Genomic DNA, 19,393 nt, shown 5'->3' on the forward strand with positions numbered 1-19,393 from the left:
GCGCGGCGCGGCCGCAAAGCGCCGTGCCGCGAAATGCTGCACGCCCAGCAGGTCGCTGACCAGCAGGCCTATGCGCCGCCCGCCTTCCTCGATCACGATCACCTGGCTTTGCGCGGTGATGGGCGAGGGCGTGCCGCGCAGCACATGGCCCAGATCGAACACCCAGGCATAGCCCGTGACCTGGCCTTGGGCGCGGCGCGCAAGCGTGCCCAGGCAATAGGGCAGGCGGCCCGCGGAGACCGCGGTGATCGCGCTGGCCGGCAGGGCTTCGAGCACGCAGGCGGCATGCACGGCAAAGGGCCGGGCATCGATGAAGAACGTCGCCATCTCGCGGCCCGTGGCCGCTCCCGCTTCCTTGGCATTGCCGGCGCTGTCGCCGGTGATGTGGGTGGTGCGGCGCATCACGGCGGCTTCGGCATCGGCCAGCACTGCGCCAAACGATGTGAACGACAGCGCGAGCACGGCGTGCGGCGCATCGCTGTTGGCGCGAAACTCGCGGTAGCCCTGGGTCACCGAGCAGCCGACGATGCAATAGTGCCCGGCATGCACCATGGCGCGCGATTCGCTTTGGCCGGGCGCGAGCTGCAGCATGCGCGCGGGCAGCGCCAGGCGGCTGCCCACGGCGATCGCCAGACTGTCGCCAGTCGCCTTGGTATTGCTGCTTGCGAGCACCAGTCCGGTGCGATCGACAAACACCGTGCAATTGCGCTGTCCGCCCTGCTGGGCGCCGGTGAGCATGGCCGCAAGTTCCTCGGCCGAGTTGAAGACGATACCTATGCCGCCCACGGTCTGCGCGCCGTCGGGCGCGCGAATCGCGGCGTGGAACACATAGGTCGGTGCGTCATCGCTGAGCGCGCTCGCCTGCCAGGGGCTCACATGGTAGGCCTGGGCGCCGCGCAGCGCGAGCACCGCGGTCAGTGCCTCGGCGTCTATGCGCTGGCCGATGGCGCTGGCGCCGTTGGCCAGCCGGTCATGGCTGGCCGCGACGATGCGACCGTTGGTGTCGTAGACCACCAGGCGCGAGTAGACGGTATACAGGCCGTTGATCTGGCCAAGAATGGCGTTGGCGCGCATGACGTCGGCGTCGCTGGCGATGGCCAGCTTCACGTCGGCCAGCAGATTGCGCAGCTCGGGCGTCAGCGCCCACCAGCGGCAGTCGTTGGCGCGCTCGTAGAGGTTGCGGTCCAGCAGGTCGACCAGCAACTGGCTCAGAAACTCGCTGTCGCGCAAGGCCGCGCTGAGCACGGTGTTGTAGAGGTCGCGTATCGATTGGCTGAACACTTCGTTGGTGCGCGCGCCGGTCTCGCCGATCTGCTCGAGCACCGCGGCCAGGCGCTGCGCGCCTTCGCGCTGTCCGCCCGTCATGACCTGGCCGTTCCAGACCACGCGGCGTATGGTGTCGGCCGCGGTCACGATGTCGTGCAGCGGCGGGCAGAACTGGCGCGCATGGCCCAGCAGGCCCTGGATGATCGCGGGTGGCAGGCTGTCGACGCTGCTGCGCGCACGCGACTGAAAAGCCAGGTCGACCGGCACCATGACCTGGCCTTTCCAGCCCGGCGGGCCGGGGTAGCCCTGGTAGCCCGCGGCTGCCATGGTCTGCACCAGATAGGTGCGACCCGAATGGGTCCACAGACACGGCGCACCAGAAAGGTTCTGCGGCACCTTGATGCCCACCTGCAGCCACAGCGGATCGCTGCTCGCGAGCACCTGCTGGTTGCCGTCGACCAGCAGCGCGAGACTGCGGCCTTCCTGTGCGCCGCGCGCCTGAAAAATGCCCTGCAGTTCATCGTCGAATGCAAAGCTCAGGCACAGCACGCCCACGGGCTCGCCCGTGACCGGGTGATTCAGGCGCTGGGAATAGATCAGCGCATGGCGCTGGCCGGGGCGCAGGTCGCTGGCCCGGAAGGTCTCGACATGGCGCGGACTGCGCAGCGTCTGCTCGATCAGCGCATCCTGGCTTTGCGCCAGCGCGTTGGTCGGGTCTATGCACGCCAGCACCTTGCCATGGGTGTCGAGAATCAGGATGTCGTCGTAGACCGTGTACTTGCTGCGGTATTGGCGCAGGCGTGCGCGCACGGCTTCGGCATCGTCATCCAGGCCCGCGGCCAGTCGGCACAGCACCGGATCGGTGGCCAGAAAACCCACATCGGCCGTGCGTTCGTACAGGTTGCGCACCAGGATGTCGATCACATGTCGCGCCTGCGTGCCGATTTCGCGCATCACTTCGCCCAACGACTCGGCGACCAATGACTGCACCAGATCGGCCTCTAGCCGCTGGAAGCCTTCGCGCGTGGCGGCCATCATCGGCAGGATGCTGTGCGCCTCTTCGGGGCAGTTCATCTTTGCAGATGACTCGATCAATCGCCACATCAGCCGCAACTCTCGCAGCGAGTCCTCGCAGCGCGATACCTTGCGCATGAAGGGGATGAAACTGTCCGTATCGATCTCGTGACCCACGTCGTCGGTGCTTGTCATGGCGCTCCCTGGTTGTCGTACTTCTTGTCCTCATGCGTCGTTGCATGGGCGATTTGTGACAAGATGCAAGCAAGAGATGGGCCAGTTTGGCGCCAGAACGTTACCGCCGACAGCCAAGTTTCACTGGGTTGATAACGTTATCAACAAGCCGCGTTTAAATGACATCAGTTTGTTGAACAACATGGCTTCGATCCTTCAACGGGCTGCGCACTCAGGGCGAACGCAGTGGTTCGCCATGCTCTCAACCCCGTTCGCCTGAGCCTGTAGAAAGACACGCGAACCGCGGGTCAATTGCCGTCGCGAAACCTCAGTTCAGATCAATGCAGTGCATGCCGAAGCTCCCGCGTGCACGGTCGGCATAGTAGTGCTGCAGCGTCTCCTTGACGGTGCGAAAGGCGAGTTCTTCCCAGGGAATGTCCTGCTCGGCGAACAGTTGCACTTCCATGGTTTCGGGGCCGGGATAGCATTGCTCGGCGCGCAGTCGGGCGCGGTAGAACAGGTGCACCTGGCCGACGCGCGGCACGCTGATCAGCGTGTACAGCGCGCCCATTTCGATATCGGCGCCGGCTTCCTCATCGGTTTCGCGCTGGGCGCCCTGGGCCGTGGTTTCGCCGAGCTCCATGAACCCCGCGGGCAGGGTCCACATGCCGCGGCGCGGCTCGATGTTGCGCTTGCACAGCAGCACTCGGCCATCGTCCATCACCGGAATGGTGCCCACCACATTCAGCGGGTTCTCGTAATGGATGGTGTGGCACTGCGGGCAGACGGCTCGCTCCCGGGTGTCGCCGTCGTCGGGAATGCGGTAGACCACGGCGGTGCCGCAATTACGGCAGAACTGTATGGGGCTGCGAAAAATCATTGCCTGAATATAAGCAATAAATCAGGCCGGCGCGTTCAACGCCGACGAAATGCAGCGCTGGTGTGCCCCACGCCGCGCGGCGCGGGGCACAGGGGCATCAAACGATGCGAACCGACAGAGGGGTCAGGCCTTCGAGCGTGCCTTCGAGCAGGTCGCCGCGCACCACGGCGCTCACGCCTTCGGGCGTGCCGGTCATGATCAGGTCGCCGGGCTGCAGTTCCCAGGCGGCCGACAGATGCTCTATGGTTTCGGCGATGTTCCAGATCAGCTGCGCGACCGTGCTGCGCTGGCGGTCAACGCCGTTGACTTGCAGTGCAATCGGGGCTTTCTCCACGTCGCCGGCCTGGGCCACGGGCGTGACCGGGCCAATGGGAGCGGAGTGCTCGAAGCCCTTGCCGATGCACCAGGGGCGACCCTCCTTCTTCATCTCGTTTTGCAGGTCGCGGCGCGTCATGTCCAGACCCAGCGCGTAGCCGTAGATGTACTCGGCGGCGTCGGCGGCGCGGATGTTCTTGCCGGCCTTGCCGATAGCTACGACCAGCTCGATCTCATGGTGCAGGTTGCTGGTCAGCGTGGGGTAGGGCATTTCACCTGTGGTGCCGGCTTCGACGGGCAGCAGCGCGTCGGCGGGCTTGAGGAAGAAGAACGGCGGCTCACGGCCGGTGAAGCCCATTTCCTTGGCGTGTTCTTCGTAGTTGCGGCCTACGCAATAGATGCGGTGCACGGGGAAACGTTCGGGGCTGCCCACCACGGGCAGGCTGGCGACGTCTGCGGGTGTGAATACATAGCGCATGGGAATCTTTCACGAAAGAAGGTAAATGCCAAGCCGCGTACAGCGCGGGCCTGAGCGCAGCAGTGTGCCACGCACAAGCCCTCATTCTTATATAAGAGTGGATTTTTCGGTGCAAGGATCCGCGCTTGTGCCATGGGCAACGGCCGTTGCTGGCGGTATGCTGGGCGGCATGAAGCTGCATTCCTATTTCCGCTCCTCTGCGGCCTACCGCGTGCGCATCGCGCTGCACCTCAAGGGCCTGTCGTTTGATTATGTGCCCGTGCACCTGCTGCGTGGCGACCACCGCGCGGCCGAATACGCCGACCGCGTGGGCGATGCGCTGGTGCCGGCGCTCGAACTCGATGCAGGCCCGCTGCTCACGCAATCGATGGCCATCATCGAATACCTGGAAGAAACCCAGCCCGCTGTGGCGCTGCTGCCCGCCGACCCGCTGGGCCGTGCCCATGTGCGTGCGCTGGCGCAGATGGTGGCCTGCGAAATCCATCCGCTCAACAACCTGCGCGTGCTCAAGTATCTGGTGCGCACGCTCGAAGTCTCAGACGAGGCGAAAAACACCTGGTACCAGCACTGGGCCGGTTCTGGCCTCGCGGCCGTCGAACGCCAGTTGGGCCTGCTGGCCGAAGAGCGCCGCGCTGCGGGTCTGGCCGAGTCCACTTTCTGCTGGGGCGATGCGCCGGGCCTGGCCGATTGCTGTCTGATCCCCCAGGTGTTCAATGCCCAGCGCTTCGGCCTGACGCTCGATGAGTTGCCGCGCATCGCGGCCATCGTCGCGCGCTGCAATGCCTTGCCCGCGTTCCAGCAGTCCCATCCCGACGCCTGCCCGGACCACCAATGAGCGCAGCCAACGCATTCGATGACTGGTTGCAGCCCGACTGGCCTGCGCCTGCGGGCGTGCATGCGCTGTGCACCACGCGCAGGGGCGGCGTCAGCGCCGCGCCCTGGGATTCGCTCAATCTCGGCGATCACGTGGGCGACTCGGCGCATGCGGTGTTCGAGAACCGCACGCGGCTGCAGACGGCGCTGCGCGCGCGCACGCCGGGCGCGCATGCGGTGTTCCTGCGCCAGGTGCACGGCAGCGACGTGCTGGCGCTGGACGCCGCCACGGGCCTGGGACTGGCCGCCGATGCAAGCCTCACATCGACGCCCGGCGTGGCCTGCACCATCATGGTCGCCGACTGCTTGCCGGTGCTGTTGACGGATCGCAGCGGCCAGGCCGTGGCCGCGGCCCATGCGGGCTGGCGCAGTCTCGCGGGCAACGCGCGCGCCGGCGCACGCGCCGAAGGCGTGCTCGAAAACCTGTTCACGCATTTTGCGCAGCGGCTGGGTGCGGCGCCGGCGCAGGTCGCCGGCCAGACCCTGGCCTGGCTGGGCCCATGCATAGGCCCGGATGCGTTCGAAGTCGGCGACGAAGTGCGCGCCGCGCTGTGCCAGGGCCGCCCTGAAGCCGCGCAGCATTTCCGCGCGGGCCAGGCGCCGGGCAAGTGGCTCGCCGATCTCGCCGGTCTCGCGCGCCAGCGTCTTGAGTCGCTGGGTATCGGCGCGGTCTACGGCAACGACAGCAGCGCGCGCTGGTGTACGGTGGGCAACCCGTCAGCGTTCTTCTCGCACCGGCGTGACGCTGCCCGTCTGGGCAGCAGCGGGCGTTTCGCCGCCTGCATCTGGCGCGACGCCGCTGTCTGAGCGCGCGCCCGCCGCCTGGGCCTGGGCTTCATCCCAGGCCTGCTGCTCGGCCTGGGCGCGCGCAAGCAGCTTGCGCTTGCGCCCCGGCGTGCCCAGGATATAGACCAGAATGCTCAGCGGCAGCAGGCCGTAGAGCACGAAGGTCACGATCGCGCCGAGCACGCTGCCCACGGGGCTGGTGGCTTCGGCGATCGCCATCATCAAGGTGACATAGAGCCAGGCGATAACGACAAGATACATGGAGACCCCTTCAGCAGGCAGTGGCCAGACGGGGCCGGTGGCGGGAAAAGTGGGAAGCGCTCGCAAAGAAGGCCAAAGTGCATTGCCAGAGCGCGGATGCTAGTCAACAATGGTGCATCCGGCCGCATTGTTATTCCGCCTATCTTGGACGCAGCATGAATTCTGACCCACTCCGGGGATTCGCCCCGCAAATTCCGCAGATTTTCAGTCAGCAATGGGGCCAGATATTGGCAATGCTGCAATCCGGCGCCGCGGCGAAGCCGGCCGTTGAAACTGCGCCCGCCGCACCTGCGTTGCAGTTCGACCCGCAAAAGCTGCAAAGCCTGCAGCAGCGCTATCAGCGCGAGATGACGCGCCTGTGGAGCCATGCCAGCCAGCCGGCTGCCGAAGCGCCCAAGGACAAGCGCTTTGCCGCCGACAGCTGGCGCAGCCAGCCTGGTGCGGCGCTGATGGCCGAAGTCTATCTGCTCAATTCACAGACGCTGATGGACCTCGCCGATGCGCTGCAGGCCGACGAAAAGACCTGCCGCCGCATCCGTTTCGCGGTCGAGCAATGGACGGCTGCGCTGTCGCCGAGCAACAGCCTGGCGTTCAATCCCGAAGCCCAGCAAAAGCTCATCGCTTCGCAGGGTGCGAGCCTGGCCAAGGGCATCAGCAATCTGCTGCACGACATGCAGCAAGGCCATCTGTCGATGACCGACGAAAGCCGCTTCGAAGTCGGCAAGAACATGGCGACCACCGAAGGCGCGGTGGTCTTCGAGAACGAACTGTTCCAGCTGATCGAATACAAGCCGCTGACCGACAAGGTCAGCGAGCGTCCGCTGCTGATGGTTCCGCCCTGCATCAACAAGTACTACATCCTCGACCTGCAGCCCGAAAGCTCGCTGATCCGCTATGCGGTGGCGCAGGGCCAGCACACCTTCGTCGTCAGCTGGCGCAACCCCGACGCCTCGCTGGCCAAGGCCAGCTGGGACGATTACATAGACGGCGCGGTGCTCACGGCGATCGAGCGCGTGCGTGAAATATCCGGTGCCGAGCAGATCAACACGCTGGGCTTTTGCGTCGGCGGCACCATGCTCACCGCGGCGCTGGGCGTGCTCGCGGCGCGCGGCGAGAAGTCGGTGGCCAGCGCCACGCTGCTCACCACGCTGCTCGACTTCAGCGACACCGGCATTCTCGATATCTTCATCGACGAGCCCATGGTGCGCTACCGCGAGTGGCAGATGGGGCAGGGCGGCCTGCTCAAGGGCCAGGAACTGGCCTCGACCTTCAGCTTCCTGCGGCCCAACGACCTGGTCTGGAACTATGTCGTCGGCAACTACCTGCAGGGTCAGACGCCGCCGCCGTTCGATCTGCTTTACTGGAACAGCGATTCGACCAATCTGCCCGGTCCCTATTACGCCTGGTATCTGCGCAATCTGTACCTCGAGAACAAGCTGGTGCAGCCGCGCGCGCTAACGGTGTGCGGCGAGCCGCTCGACCTGTCGCAGCTCGACATTCCGGTCTACATCTACGGCTCGCGCGAAGACCATATCGTGCCCATCAACGCCGCCTATGCCTCGACCCGCCACTTGCCGGGCCGCAAGCGCTTCGTGATGGGCGCTTCGGGCCATATCGCGGGCGTGATCAATCCGCCCGCGAAGAACAAGCGCAGCCACTGGATTCGCGACGACGACCAGCTTCCCGAAAGCCACGCCGATTGGCTGGACGGCGCGAGCGAACGCCCGGGCAGCTGGTGGACCGACTGGTCGCAATGGCTCTCCCAGCAGGGCGGCAAGCAGATCGCTGCGCCCAAGCGCTATGGCCGCGGCAAGGCATTTCAGCAAATCGAGCCCGCACCGGGTCGCTATGTACGCCAAAAAGCGGGCGCAAATAGTTGACAATGTTGCGGTGCAATATCCGTAGCATGTGGCGAACCCCGGCCCTGCGTTGACAGAGCCGAACGCCAAAACCAGAGTCATCAAAGGACCATCATGGAAGACATCGTCATCGTTTCTGCTGTTCGTACACCCGTGGGCAAGTTTGGCGGCACGCTCGCCAAGATTCCTGCGACCGACCTCGGCGCCCTGGTCATTCGCGAGGCCCTGAGCCGCGCACAGGTGCCGCTCGACCAGGTGGGTGAAGTCATCATGGGCCAGGTGCTCACCGCGGGCGTGGGCCAGAATCCCGCACGCCAGGCGATGATGAAGGCCGGCGTGGCCAAGGAGACTCCCGCGCTGACCATCAACGCGGTCTGCGGCTCCGGCCTCAAGGCCGTGATGCTCGCGGCCCAGGCCGTGGCCACGGGCGACAGCGAGATCGTGGTCGCGGGCGGCCAGGAAAACATGAGCCTGTCGCCCCACGTACTCAACGGTTCGCGTGACGGCCAGCGCATGGGCGACTGGAAGATGACCGACACCATGATCGTCGACGGCCTGTGGGACGTCTACAACCAGTACCACATGGGCATCACCGCCGAGAACGTCGCCAAGGAAAACGGCGTGAGCCGCGAAGCCCAGGATGCGCTGGCGCTGGCCAGCCAGCAAAAGGCCGCGGCCGCGCAGGACGCCGGCAAGTTCGTCGATGAAATCGTGTCCGTCGCCATTCCCCAGCGCAAGGGCGACCCCGTGCAGTTCTCTGCCGACGAATACATCAACCGCAAGACCAGCGCCGAAGCGCTGGGCGGGCTGCGCCCCGCGTTCGACAAGGCCGGTTCGGTCACGGCCGGCAATGCATCGGGCCTCAACGACGGCGCGGCCGCCGTGGTCGTGATGTCTGCGACCAAGGCCAAGGCCCTGGGCCTGACGCCGCTGGCGCGCATCGTGTCCTATGCAACTTCGGGCCTGGACCCCGCGACCATGGGCATGGGCCCGGTTTTTGCTAGCCGTAAGGCATTGGAGCGCGCCGGCTGGAAAGCCGAAGACGTCGACCTGTTCGAGCTCAACGAAGCGTTTGCCGCCCAGGCCTGTGCGGTCAATCAGCAGCTGGGCATAGACCCGGCCAAGGTGAACGTCAACGGCGGTGCGATCGCCCTGGGCCACCCCATCGGTGCCTCGGGCTGTCGCGTGCTGGTCACGCTGCTGCACGAAATGCAGCGCAGCGGCGCGCGCCGCGGCCTTGCAGGTCTGTGTATCGGTGGCGGCATGGGCGTGGCCATGGCGCTGGAACGCGTCTGAGCCAATGGTTCGAGCCCGGTGTTTTTCACGCGGGCTCGGTAGTTACCTCAGCGTGCTATCCGCCGAATTTCGATAGAGTGTCTGAATCGTACGAGTGGTTTGTCCAGGAGAAATTGCATGAGTCAAAAAGTAGCGTATGTCACGGGGGGTATGGGCGGCATTGGTACGTCGATCTGCCAGCGTCTGTACAAGGACGGTTTCAAGGTGATCGCCGGCTGCGGCCCGACACGGGATTTCCAGAAATGGCTCAAGGAGCAAAAGGACCAGGGCTTTGAATTCCACGCATCCGTCGGCAATGTCGGTGACTGGGATTCGACGCACGCGGCCTTCAGCGCGGCCAAGGCCGAGCACGGCAGCATCGACGTGCTGGTCAACAACGCGGGCATCACGCGCGACCGCATGTTCCTCAAGATGACGCGCGAAGACTGGGACGCGGTCATCGAGACCAATCTGACTTCCATGTTCAACGTCACCAAGCAAGTCGTGGGCGACATGGTCGAAAAAGGCTGGGGCCGCATCATCAACATCAGCTCGGTCAACGGCGTGAAGGGTCAGTCGGGTCAAACCAACTACTCGGCGGCCAAGGCCGGCATGCACGGCTTCACGATGGCCCTGGCCCAGGAGCTCGCGACCAAGGGCGTCACGGTCAACACCGTGAGCCCGGGCTACATCGGCACCGACATGGTCAAGGCCATTCGCACCGAAGTGCTCGACAAGATCGTGGGCACCATTCCAGTGCGTCGCCTGGGTGAGCCCGGCGAAATCGCTTCCATCATTGCGTGGCTTGCGTCCAATGACGGCGGCTATTCCACCGGCGCCGATTTCTCGGTCAACGGCGGCCTGCACATGCATTGAATGCGCTTGGCCAAAGAAAAAACCCGCTGCGGCGGGTTTTTTTATGCCGACTTGGCGGCAGTGGAAATTGGAGGACGGGACGTCCTGGAATGCGTATCGGTCCGGCTGTCAGCGTTCTTCGGGGCACATGAAGTGCGCGCCGGCGCCAGCGGGACGGCGTCTCAGCAGCGGGCTGGTGCGCGCTTGCGATCGCGTTCGTCTTCAGGCCAGGCAAACATGTGGGTCATCGTGTTCATAGCAAAAGCTCCTTGATATCTGTTCAACGCGCCCGTGTAGGAATGCGTTGACAGGAAAACACCGATTCTTCAAAAATTTTTCGCAGTACCTGCGTTGGGCTCGGAACTTCGAGCAGCTGTACGCAGTCCAAGAAAAAACCCGCGGTCACGGGTTTTTCGGTGCCGGTCTTGCGGCGGTTGAAAATCAGCGGGCGGGGCATTCGCTCAAGAATGCCGGCCCGGCTATGAAGGGCGCTGCGCAGTGGGCAGGACGCAACCTGGCAGGCGAAAAGAGTGGCTCAGCAGCGGGCTGGTGCGCGCTTGCGATCGCGTTCGTCTTCGGGCCAGGCAAACGTGTGGGCTGTCATGTTCATAGTAAAAGCTCCTTAGTGCCTATACAACGTGGACCCTGCGAAGCGCGTTGACCGCCAAACGCAAATAAATGAAACGGAAACGCGCCTTTGCTGGGTGGCGTATTTCACCATTCAAAATAGATAGCAAAAAACCAAGGCAGAGCCTTGGTTTCCTGTGGGTTTGAAACGCAGTTCTTTGCTTACGAATCGTTGCCAGCCTGGGCCGTCAAACCTTCCATGGCGTCGTTGATTTCGAGCCAACGCTCTTCGAGCGCGTCGATTTCATCGCTGCAGGCCTTGAGGCGCTTGCCGGCTTCGACGATCTCCGCCGGGGGCAGGGGCTCGGTCAGGCGCTGTTCGATCTGCGCGCGTTCGGCGGTGAGCTGGGCCAGCTTCTTGTCGTTGGCCTCGAGTTCCTTCTTGAACGGACGCATCTTGTCGGCCAGTTCCTGGCGCGCCAGCGCGGCCAGGCGGCGCTGTTCCTTCTGGTCCACGGCCGGGCCGGCCGCGGCCGGCGCCACGGCGGGCGCAGCGACGGGGGCAACGGCTGCCGGGGCGAGCGCCGGTGCCGGGGCCAGGGCCGCGGGCTTGCTCTCTTCGTTCTTGGCTTCCTCGCGCAGGCGCTTGGACTCGTCGAGCAGGTAGCGCTGGTAGTCGTCCAGATCGCCGTCGAACGGGCCCACGGCGCCGCGACCGACCATCCAGAACTCGTCGCAGACCGCGCGCAGCAGCGCCCGGTCATGGCTGACCAGCATCACGGTGCCGTCGAAATCGTTGATCGCCATCGACAGCGCTTCGCGCGTGGCCAGATCCAAGTGGTTGGTTGGCTCATCGAGCAGCAGCAGGTTGGGACGCTGCCAGACGATCATCGCCAGCACCAGCCGCGCCTTTTCGCCGCCGCTCATCGTGCCCACGGCCTGCTTGACCATGTCGCCGGTGAAATTGAACGTGCCCAGGTAGCTGCGCAGATCCTGCTCGCGCGACGGCTCACGGCTGTTCGCGCCCTGTTCGCGCGCCAGACGGATCATGTGCTCCAGCGGGCTGTCTGGCGGACGCAGCACGTCGAGTTCCTGCTGCGCGAAGTAGCCAATGCTCAGGCCCTTGCCTTCGGTGACTTCACCGGCGAGCGCGCCCATTTCATGTGCAATGGTCTTGACCAGCGTCGACTTGCCCTGGCCGTTGGCGCCCAGGATACCGATGCGCTGGCCCGCGAGCACAGAGCGGCTCACGTTGCGCAGGATGATGGTGTCGTTGCCGTCTTCGCCGCGGTAGCCGAACGAGGCGTTCGAAATCGCCAGCATCGGGTTGGGCAGGTTGAGCGGTTCCTTGAACTCGAACGTGAAATCGGCTTCGGCCAGCACGGGACCGATCTTCTCCATGCGGTCCAGGGCCTTGACGCGGCTTTGCGCCTGCTTGGCCTTCGAAGCCTTGGCCTTGAAGCGGTCGATGAACTTCTGCAGGTGGGCGATCTTTTCCTGCTGTTTGGCGAAGCTGGCGCTTTGCAGTTCGAGCTGCTGGGCGCGCAGTTCTTCAAACTTGCTGTAGTTGCCGCCGTAGCGGTTGAGCTGGGCGGCGTTGATCTGCAGCGTGACGTTGGTCACGGCATCGAGGAATTCGCGGTCATGGCTGATGACGATCATCGTGCCCGCATAGCGCTTGAGCCAGGCTTCGAGCCAGACCAGGGCGTCCAAGTCCAAGTGGTTGGTGGGTTCGTCGAGCAGCAGCAGGTCGGATGGGCACATCAGCGCGCGGGCCAGCTGCAGGCGCATGCGCCAGCCGCCCGAGAAGCTGTCGACGGGGTTATCGAGTTCGGACGATTTGAAACCCAGGCCCAGGATCAGCGCCTGGGCGCGGGCCACGGAGTCGTGGGCGCCGGCGTCGGCGAGATCGCAATACGCCTGGGCGATGGCCATGCCGTCGTCGCTGGCTTCGGCGTCGAGCAGCTGCTGCTGCACTTCGACGAGGCGGGTATCGCCTTCGATCACGAACTGCGTCGCCGACTGGTCGGTCTCGGGCATGTCCTGCGCAACCTGGGCCATGCGCCACTGGCGCGGCTTGGAGAACTCGCCGCCGTCTTCGGTCAGGCCGCCGGTGAACAGCGCGAACAGCGTGGACTTGCCTGCGCCGTTGCGCCCCACCAGCCCGACTTTTTCACCCGGGTTGATGGTGGCCGTCACTTTGTCGAGCAACACTTTGGCCGATCGGCGCAAGGTCACGTTCTTAAGGGTAATCATGTAGAAGTCCAGGGCGTGGCGTGGCCACGTAAGCGGGCCCGCGGGCCCGGCAAGAAAAGAAGTCCTGATTGTCCGAAACTCCCGCGACAGGCGGAAGTCGGCGGTATCAGAGGTCGGCGAGCGCGTGGCGCACCAGCGCTTCGCGGGTAATCAGCAGCACCTGTTCGTCACCCGACGAGGTGTCGAGCCAGAACACCGGCAGGCGCGGGAAGGCGGCTTCGAAGTATTCGCGCTCGTTGCCGATTTCCAGGATCAGGATCGCATGCTCGCGCATGCGGCTGGGCGCATCGCTGAACAGCTGCTTGATGAAGTCCATGCCATCGGAGCCGCCGGCCAGCGCGAGCTTGGGCTCGGCCAGGTATTCAGCGGGCAACTCGGTCATGCTGTGGGCATTGACGTAGGGCGGGTTGCACAGGATCAGATCCCAGGGGCCGGGCGTGTTGGCCATGCCGTCGGATTCGATCAGCTGCACGCGTTCCTGCAGTTCGTGGCGATCCACATTGATGCGCGCCACTGCCAGTGCGTCGGTCGACAGGTCGGAACCCGTGACCTGCACGTCGGGATAGGCCATTGCCGCGAGGCAGGCCAGGCTGCCGTTGCCGGTGCAAAGATCCAGTACATCGTGGGTCTTGTCGCTGAGCCAGTCGTCGATCGAGCCGTCGGCCAGGATCTCGGCGATGAAGCTGCGCGGCACGATGGCGCGTTCGTCGACATAGAACGGCACGCCCTGCAGCCAGGCTTCCTGCGTCAGGTAGGCCGCGGGCTTGCGCGTGCGAATGCGTTCGTCGAACAGCGCGGCCACCTGGGCCTGCTGCGCCGCATCGACGGCCTGGTCGGCCAGTGCGGCTTCATCCAGATCGCTGTCCAGCGCAATACCCAGGCGCCACAGCACCAGCCAGGTGGCTTCATCATGGGCGTTGCTGGTGCCGTGGCCAAAGGCCACGCCAGCGGCGGTGAGTGCGCCGGCACCGGACGCGATGAGCGCAGCGACAGTCGTGCCGTGCACGGCTTGGGGTTCAATCATGGAGCTTTCGGTCACGCCGCGCCGGGGACTGCGCAGGCCGCGAGGGCTTGCGCATGCAGGTTCTCCAGCGTGCGGCGGTAGATGTTGGTCAGTGGCGCGATATCGGCCAGCGCGATATTTTCGTCTATCTTGTGGATGCTCGCATTCGGTGGGCCCATTTCGATGACTTGATCGCAGATTTGGGCGATGAAACGCCCGTCGCTGGTGCCGCCCGTGGTCGAGAGTTCGGTCTGCAGACCGGTCTCAGCGGCGATCGCCTGCTGCACCGCGTGGACCAGATTACCGGGCGTGGTGAGGAACGGCTGGCCGCCTATGGTCCAGTCGAGCGTGTATTCGAGGCCATGGCGGTCGAGTATGGCCGCGACGCGCGCCTGCAGCCCTTCGGCCGTCGATTCGGTGCAGAAGCGGAAATTGAAGTCGATCACCACGCTGCCCGGAATCACATTGCTCGCGCCCGTGCCGCCGTGGATGTTGCTGATCTGCCAGCTCGTGGGCGGGAAGAACGCATTGCCCTGGTCCCAGGCCGTGGCAGCGAGTTCGGTCAGCGCCGGCACCGCTTGGTGAATCGGGTTGCGCGCGAGCTGAGGGTAGGCGATATGGCCCTGAATGCCCAGCACCGTGAGCTTGCCGCTCATGGTGCCGCGGCGGCCGTTCTTGATCATGTCGCCGGTGCGCTCCACGGCCGTGGGCTCGCCGACGATGCAGTAGTCGAGGCGCTCGCCGCGGGCCTTGAATTGCTCGACCACGACCTTGGTGCCGTCGATCGACGGGCCTTCTTCATCGCTGGTCAGCAAAAACGCCAGGTCGATCAGCGGATCGGGGGTGGTCGCCAGAAACTCTTCCACCGCGACGACAAACGCCGCGATCGATGTCTTCATGTCGCTCGCGCCGCGGCCGTAGAGCCGGCCTTCGCGGTGCGTGGGCGTGAACGGCGGGCTGCTCCACTGCTCCAGCGGGCCCGTGGGCACCACGTCGGTGTGGCCCGCGAAGACCAGCGTCTTGCGCTGCACGGCACGCAGCGTGCCCGTGCGCTTGGCATAGAGGTTCTGCACTCGAAAGCTGTCGGGGCCGCTGTCGAGCCGCTCGCAGACAAAGCCCAGCGGCGCGAGCCGCGCGGCGATCAGGTCGAGACAACCCGCATCTTCAGGAGTGACGGAGGGGCGGCTGATCAGTTGCTCGGCCAGTTGCAGTGTGCGGGACATGGAAAATACAGGGGTAAGAGTGCGGGACCGCGGACGGCAAGCGGCGTTCAGCCGTTGGTGCCGATGTCCAGCACGATGTCGGTAAAGGAGGCGTGTTCGTCTTCTGCGGGCAGGGCGCTTTTGGCCTTGGCTTCGACGTCCTTGGCCTGGGCGGGCGCGGGCTTGGTGCCCGAGAAATCGTTTTGCAGCCGCCACATCAGGTTGGTCGGCGAGTCGGCATGGGCCAGGCCTTCCTTGCGGTCAATGGTGCCTGCCACGATCAGCATGGCCAGCGCTTCTTCGAAAGTCTGCGAGCCTTCGGCCATGGATTTCTCCATCGCTTCGCGCACCGCCGAGAAGTCGCCTTTTTCAATCAGGTCGGCGACCAGCTTGGTGTTGAGCATCACTTCCACGGCCGGCACGCGCAGGCCGTCGGGCGTGCGCACCAGGCGCTGCGAAATCACGGCGCGCAGCGCGGCGGCGAGGTCGCCCAGCATGGTGTCGCGCACTTCGACGGGGTAGAAGCTCAGAATGCGGCTGAGCGCGTGGTAGCTGTTGTTGGCGTGCAGCGTGGCCAGGCACAGATGGCCCGACTGCGCATAGGCCAGCGCGGCCGACATGGTTTCGCGGTCGCGGATTTCGCCGATCAGGATCACGTCGGGCGCCTGGCGCAGCGCGTTCTTCAGCGCCGTCTGCAGCGAGTCGGTGTCGCTGCCGATTTCGCGCTGGTTGACGATGGAGCGCTGGCTGCGGAACTGGTATTCGATCGGGTCCTCGATGGTGAGGATATGGCCCGTGACGTTCTTGTTGCGCGCATCGATCATCGACGCGAGCGTGGTGCTCTTGCCCGAACCCGTCGCGCCCACGACCAGCAGCAGACCGCGTTTTTGCAGGATCAGCTCGTTGAGCACGGGCGGCAGGTTGAGCGTATCGAGCGGCGGAATATGCTGGGCGATGAAGCGGATCACCACTGCATAGGTGCCGCGCTGGCGCATCGCACTGACGCGAAAGCGCCCGACGCCGCGCAGCGGCACGCCCATGTTGAGCTCGCCGGTCTGTTCCAGCTCCTGCATGCGCTCGGGCGGGACGATCTCGGCCAGCAGGCTGCGCGGCGCATCGGGCGGCAGCAACTGGCTGTTGATAGGCACGCACTCGCCATGGATCTTGATCAAGGCGGGCGCGTTGGCCGACAGGTAGACGTCGGACGCCTGTTTTTCCCCCATCAGGCGCAGGATTCGCTCCATGGTGCTCATGCAAGTTCCTTTTGGGTTGGGCTAGACCGTTGATCCCGCTCAAGATCAGGGTGAACGGGCGATTCCGTTCGTCCTGAGCCTGTCGAAGGATGAACGGCCTGTCCTATGGCAATGCCTCAATCGCGCAGCAGGTCGTTCAGGCTGGTGGTCGAACGCGTCTTGGCATCGACCTTCTTGACGATGATCGCGGCGTACATGCTGTAGCGGCCGTTGTCCTTGGGCAGGTTGCCCGACACCACCACCGAGCCAGCGGGCACGCGGCCGTAGCTGATTTCGCCGGTTGCGCGGTCATAGATGGGAGTGCTCTGGCCGATGTACACGCCCATGGAGATGACCGAGTTCTCTTCGACGATCACGCCTTCGACGACTTCCGAGCGCGCACCGATGAAGCAGTTGTCTTCAATGATGGTGGGGTTGGCTTGCAGGGGTTCGAGCACGCCGCCCAGGCCCACGCCGCCCGACAGGTGGACGTTCTTGCCCACTTGTGCGCACGAACCGACCGTGGCCCAGGTGTCGACCATGGTGCCTTCGCCCACGTAGGCGCCGATGTTCACATAGGAAGGCATCAGGATCGCGCCCTTGGCCATGAACGAGCCGCGGCGTGCGACCGCAGGGGGCACGACGCGCACGCCGGTGGCGGCGATCTCGGCTTCCGACATGCCCTGGTACTTGGTCGGCACCTTGTCGTAGAAGTTCAGGCCGCCGGCGGTGATCAGCTCGTTGTCCTTGAGGCGGAACGACAGCAGCACGGCCTTCTTGATCCACTGGTGCACGGTCCACTGGCCCACGCCTTGCTGCGTGGCTACGCGCATCTGGCCGGCATCAAGCTGGGCGATCACATGCTCGACCGCGTCGAGGATTTCCGCGGGGGCGCTGGTGCTGCTCAGGCTGGCACGGTTTTCCCAGGCGGCGTCGATGATGGATTGCAATTGCTGAGTCATGAAAGCTTACTTCTTCAGGTTTTGGATAAATTGGACGATGCGCTGGGCTGCTTCGAGGCATTCGGCGGTCTCTGCGACCAGGGCCATGCGCACGCGATTTGCACCGGGATTGTGGCCTGCGACATCCCGGGCCAGATAGCTGCCCGGCAGGACCGTTACATTGTATTGAGCATAGAGCGCGCGTGCGAACTCGACATCGTCCATGCCCAGGAAATCAGGCACGCCGGCCCACAGATAGAAACCCGCATCGGGCAGGCGCACATCCATCACGCTGGCCAGCAGCGGCGTGACTTCGGCGAACTTCTGCCGGTATTGGCGGCGGTTCTCGATCACATGCTCTTCGTCGTTCCAGGCGACGATGCTCGCCTCCTGGACGGCCGGGCTCATTGCGCCGCCGTGGTAGGTACGGTACAGCAGGAAGGCCTTGAGCAGCGCGGCGTCGCCGGCGACAAAGCCGCTGCGCAGGCCGGGCACATTGCTGCGCTTGGACAGGCTGGTGAACGACACCAGGTTCTTGAAGTCCTTGCGGCCGAGCTTGAACGCGGCTTCGAGGCCGCCCAGCGGAGCTTCTTCTCGGAAATAGATTTCGCTGTAGCACTCGTCCGAGGCAATCACGAAGCCATGGCGGTCGGACAGCGCGAACAGCTTTTCCCATTCGGACAGCGGCATCACCGCGCCCGTGGGGTTGCCCGGCGAGCAGACATACAGCAGCTGCGTGGTCTGCCAGACGGCTTCGGGCACGCTGTCCCAGTCGATCGCGAAATTGCGCGCCGGGTCGCTGGGAACGTAAACGGGCGTGGCGCCGGCCAGCAGCGCCGCGCCTTCGTAGATTTGATAGAAGGGATTGGGGCAGACCACGGTCGCGCCGGGCTGGGTCGGGTCGATCACCGTCTGCGCAAACGCAAACAAGGCTTCGCGCGAGCCGTTGACCGGCAGCACCTGGGTCGCGGGGTCCAGCGCCAGGCCGTAGCGCTGGTTCATCCATTGCGCACCGGCGGCGCGCAGCCGCGGATCACCGCCCGTGGCCGGGTACTTGGCCAGCGCTCCGGGGCTGTTGCCCAGCACCTCTTCGATGAAGGGCGGCGTGGGATGGCGCGGTTCGCCGATGCCCAGGCTGATGGGGCGATACGAAGGCGAGGGCGTGACCCCCGCGAAAAGCTGTCGCAGCCGTTCAAACGGATAAGGCTGCAGTTTGGAGAGCAGGGGATTCATTGCCCGCATTATCCACGCTGTTCCACTGCGCAGAGAATTGCCCATGGGGTTTTGGGTCTACCCGTTCAAGATCCCGCGCGCTGTGCCCGCGCGCGCGCCATCGCCGCCGCAATCGCCGCTTTCTTGGCATCCACAGGCGCTGCGGCAGACGCCGAGTCCAAGGGCGCAGCCACGGAAGGCGCAAGCGCCACTTCGAGCCCCGCGGCCATTGCGGCCTTGGGCGCGGCCGCGCGTTCGGAGCCGCCCAGCCGTTTCTGGCGCCGGGTATAGCGCGACAAGGCGTGCGTTGCCTGTTCCTGCGACCAGGCGGCCCAGCCAGTTTCGCCCGCGCCGGCCGGAACCAGCGTGATGCAGTCGACCGGGCAGACGGGAATGCACAACTCGCAGCCCGTGCAGTGCGGCGCGATCACGGTATGCATGCGCTTGTTGGCGCCAAAGATCGCGTCCGTGGGGCAGGCCTTGATGCACAGCGTGCAACCAATGCACCAGGCTTCATCGATCACGGCCAGCGTGCGCTGCGACTCCACGCCGTGTTCGGCGGAAAGCGGCAGCACGGGCCGGCCAGTGAGCGCGGAAAGCCGCGCAATGCCTTCGGCACCGCCCGGCGGGCATTGGTTGATGGCGGCCGCGTCGTCGGCGATCGCCTGCGCATAGGAAGCGCAGTCAGGATAGCCGCAGCGCGTGCATTGGGTCTGCGGCAAGGCGGCGTCGATGCGAGCCGCCAGGCCTTGTAAGGCGGAGGCTGGCATGACGCGTCCTCCTGTCAGTTGCGGCGTGATCCGCGTACAGCGCGCGGTTTGGTTTTCACCACCTCGGGGGCGCGCGCCTGCGGGCCTTCGGTCGTCGCCAGCGCGGTTTCCTGGCCCAAATCAAGTGCTGTTTCCAGCGCGGTCTTGGCGATTTCGGGCGCAGTCACATGGGCC

General features: G+C 65.0%; 16 protein-coding genes. 5 read left to right on the forward strand and 11 right to left on the reverse strand.

All coding sequences use genetic code 11. The features are described from left to right. The 3 genes from KHY18_RS23975 to KHY18_RS23985 form a co-directional block, all read right to left on the reverse strand. A partial coding sequence (locus KHY18_RS23975; protein WP_213305982.1) for a chemotaxis protein CheW occupies nt 1–2,475 on the reverse strand: 2,475 nt, incomplete at its 3' end. A 307-nt stretch (nt 2,476–2,782) separates the two neighbouring features. After that, on the reverse strand, nt 2,783–3,334 hold the full coding sequence (locus KHY18_RS23980) for an NUDIX hydrolase (protein WP_213305985.1): 552 nt from the start codon (nt 3,332–3,334) through the stop codon (nt 2,783–2,785). A 97-nt stretch (nt 3,335–3,431) separates the two neighbouring features. Beyond that, nucleotides 3,432–4,127, reverse strand: a complete 696-nt coding sequence (locus KHY18_RS23985; RefSeq protein ID WP_213305988.1) for a fumarylacetoacetate hydrolase family protein — start codon at nt 4,125–4,127, stop codon at nt 3,432–3,434. A gap of 169 nt (nt 4,128–4,296) precedes the next feature. On the opposite strand from KHY18_RS23985, the gene maiA reads away from it, so the two are divergent. Continuing rightward, nucleotides 4,297–4,962 carry a maleylacetoacetate isomerase gene (gene maiA / locus KHY18_RS23990; protein WP_213305991.1) on the forward strand — a complete coding sequence of 222 codons (666 nt, stop codon included), beginning with the start codon at nt 4,297–4,299 and terminating at the stop codon, nt 4,960–4,962. Continuing rightward, the gene (pgeF, locus tag KHY18_RS23995) at nt 4,959–5,807 is read left to right on the forward strand and encodes a peptidoglycan editing factor PgeF (protein WP_213305994.1); all 849 of its coding nucleotides are present in this window, start codon (nt 4,959–4,961) and stop codon (nt 5,805–5,807) included. The genes maiA and pgeF overlap by 4 nt, the downstream gene beginning before the upstream one ends. On the opposite strand, the gene KHY18_RS24000 is transcribed toward pgeF, so the two are convergent. Further along, nucleotides 5,718–6,047, reverse strand: coding sequence for a hypothetical protein (locus tag KHY18_RS24000; RefSeq protein ID WP_213305997.1), 330 nt, complete (start codon nt 6,045–6,047; stop codon nt 5,718–5,720). The two genes, pgeF and KHY18_RS24000, sit on opposite strands and share 90 nt — an antisense overlap. Before the next feature lie 155 nt (nt 6,048–6,202). Here KHY18_RS24000 and KHY18_RS24005 point away from each other — a divergent pair, with 155 nt between their 5' ends. From KHY18_RS24005 to phbB, 3 genes are all read left to right on the forward strand, one after another. Then, a complete protein-coding gene (locus tag KHY18_RS24005) occupies nt 6,203–7,927 on the forward strand; it encodes a class I poly(R)-hydroxyalkanoic acid synthase (RefSeq protein ID WP_213306000.1) in 1,725 nt (574 codons plus the stop codon). A 93-nt stretch (nt 7,928–8,020) separates the two neighbouring features. Beyond that, nucleotides 8,021–9,202 (forward strand): acetyl-CoA C-acetyltransferase, encoded by a 1,182-nt coding sequence (locus KHY18_RS24010; protein ID WP_213306003.1) that lies wholly within the window; start codon nt 8,021–8,023, stop codon nt 9,200–9,202. Nucleotides 9,203–9,319: 117 nt separating this feature from the next. Continuing rightward, nucleotides 9,320–10,057 (forward strand): acetoacetyl-CoA reductase, encoded by a 738-nt coding sequence (gene phbB, locus KHY18_RS24015; RefSeq protein WP_213306006.1) that lies wholly within the window; start codon nt 9,320–9,322, stop codon nt 10,055–10,057. Nucleotides 10,058–10,825: 768 nt separating this feature from the next. Here phbB and KHY18_RS24020 read toward each other — a convergent pair. The 7 genes from KHY18_RS24020 to rsxB all read right to left on the reverse strand — a co-directional run bounded on the left by KHY18_RS24020 (nt 10,826) and on the right by rsxB (nt 19,219). Beyond that, on the reverse strand, nt 10,826–12,859 hold the full coding sequence (locus KHY18_RS24020; protein WP_213306009.1) for an ABC-F family ATP-binding cassette domain-containing protein: 2,034 nt from the start codon (nt 12,857–12,859) through the stop codon (nt 10,826–10,828). Between the two features lie 106 nt (nt 12,860–12,965). Further along, nucleotides 12,966–13,883 carry a 50S ribosomal protein L3 N(5)-glutamine methyltransferase gene (prmB, locus tag KHY18_RS24025; protein WP_213306013.1) on the reverse strand — a complete coding sequence of 306 codons (918 nt, stop codon included), beginning with the start codon at nt 13,881–13,883 and terminating at the stop codon, nt 12,966–12,968. 11 nt (nt 13,884–13,894) lie between these two features. After that, nucleotides 13,895–15,085, reverse strand: a complete 1,191-nt coding sequence (gene dapE, locus KHY18_RS24030) for a succinyl-diaminopimelate desuccinylase (protein WP_213306016.1) — start codon at nt 15,083–15,085, stop codon at nt 13,895–13,897. 47 nt (nt 15,086–15,132) lie between these two features. Continuing rightward, nucleotides 15,133–16,317, reverse strand: coding sequence for a PilT/PilU family type 4a pilus ATPase (locus tag KHY18_RS24035; protein WP_213306019.1), 1,185 nt, complete (start codon nt 16,315–16,317; stop codon nt 15,133–15,135). Between the two features lie 116 nt (nt 16,318–16,433). After that, nucleotides 16,434–17,258, reverse strand: coding sequence for a 2,3,4,5-tetrahydropyridine-2,6-dicarboxylate N-succinyltransferase (gene dapD / locus KHY18_RS24040; protein ID WP_213306022.1), 825 nt, complete (start codon nt 17,256–17,258; stop codon nt 16,434–16,436). A gap of 6 nt (nt 17,259–17,264) precedes the next feature. Continuing rightward, nucleotides 17,265–18,470 carry a succinyldiaminopimelate transaminase gene (gene dapC / locus KHY18_RS24045; protein ID WP_213306025.1) on the reverse strand — a complete coding sequence of 402 codons (1,206 nt, stop codon included), beginning with the start codon at nt 18,468–18,470 and terminating at the stop codon, nt 17,265–17,267. Between the two features lie 65 nt (nt 18,471–18,535). Further along, on the reverse strand, nt 18,536–19,219 hold the full coding sequence (gene rsxB, locus KHY18_RS24050; RefSeq protein WP_213306028.1) for an electron transport complex subunit RsxB: 684 nt from the start codon (nt 19,217–19,219) through the stop codon (nt 18,536–18,538). Nucleotides 19,220–19,393: the final 174 nt, after the last annotated feature.

The organism is Acidovorax sp. CCYZU-2555 (assembly GCF_018413525.1).
Classification (GTDB): Bacteria; Pseudomonadota; Gammaproteobacteria; order Burkholderiales; family Burkholderiaceae_C; genus Comamonas.

What these genes read in the sequence shown, in the direction of transcription:
- rsxB (WP_213306028.1), bottom strand. Translation starts at nt 19,219, where the DNA reads ATGCCAGCCTCCGCCTTACAAGGCCTGGCGGCTCGCATCGACGCCGCC.
- KHY18_RS24000 (WP_213305997.1), bottom strand. Translation starts at nt 6,047, where the DNA reads ATGTATCTTGTCGTTATCGCCTGGCTCTATGTCACCTTGATGATGGCG.
- phbB (WP_213306006.1), top strand. Translation starts at nt 9,320, where the DNA reads ATGAGTCAAAAAGTAGCGTATGTCACGGGGGGTATGGGCGGCATTGGT.
- dapD (WP_213306022.1), bottom strand. Translation starts at nt 17,258, where the DNA reads ATGACTCAGCAATTGCAATCCATCATCGACGCCGCCTGGGAAAACCGT.
- KHY18_RS23980 (WP_213305985.1), bottom strand. Translation starts at nt 3,334, where the DNA reads ATGATTTTTCGCAGCCCCATACAGTTCTGCCGTAATTGCGGCACCGCC.
- prmB (WP_213306013.1), bottom strand. Translation starts at nt 13,883, where the DNA reads ATGATTGAACCCCAAGCCGTGCACGGCACGACTGTCGCTGCGCTCATC.
- KHY18_RS24005 (WP_213306000.1), top strand. Translation starts at nt 6,203, where the DNA reads ATGAATTCTGACCCACTCCGGGGATTCGCCCCGCAAATTCCGCAGATT.
- KHY18_RS23985 (WP_213305988.1), bottom strand. Translation starts at nt 4,127, where the DNA reads ATGCGCTATGTATTCACACCCGCAGACGTCGCCAGCCTGCCCGTGGTG.
- dapE (WP_213306016.1), bottom strand. Translation starts at nt 15,085, where the DNA reads ATGTCCCGCACACTGCAACTGGCCGAGCAACTGATCAGCCGCCCCTCC.
- KHY18_RS24035 (WP_213306019.1), bottom strand. Translation starts at nt 16,317, where the DNA reads ATGAGCACCATGGAGCGAATCCTGCGCCTGATGGGGGAAAAACAGGCG.
- KHY18_RS24010 (WP_213306003.1), top strand. Translation starts at nt 8,021, where the DNA reads ATGGAAGACATCGTCATCGTTTCTGCTGTTCGTACACCCGTGGGCAAG.
- pgeF (WP_213305994.1), top strand. Translation starts at nt 4,959, where the DNA reads ATGAGCGCAGCCAACGCATTCGATGACTGGTTGCAGCCCGACTGGCCT.
- dapC (WP_213306025.1), bottom strand. Translation starts at nt 18,470, where the DNA reads ATGAATCCCCTGCTCTCCAAACTGCAGCCTTATCCGTTTGAACGGCTG.
- maiA (WP_213305991.1), top strand. Translation starts at nt 4,297, where the DNA reads ATGAAGCTGCATTCCTATTTCCGCTCCTCTGCGGCCTACCGCGTGCGC.
- KHY18_RS24020 (WP_213306009.1), bottom strand. Translation starts at nt 12,859, where the DNA reads ATGATTACCCTTAAGAACGTGACCTTGCGCCGATCGGCCAAAGTGTTG.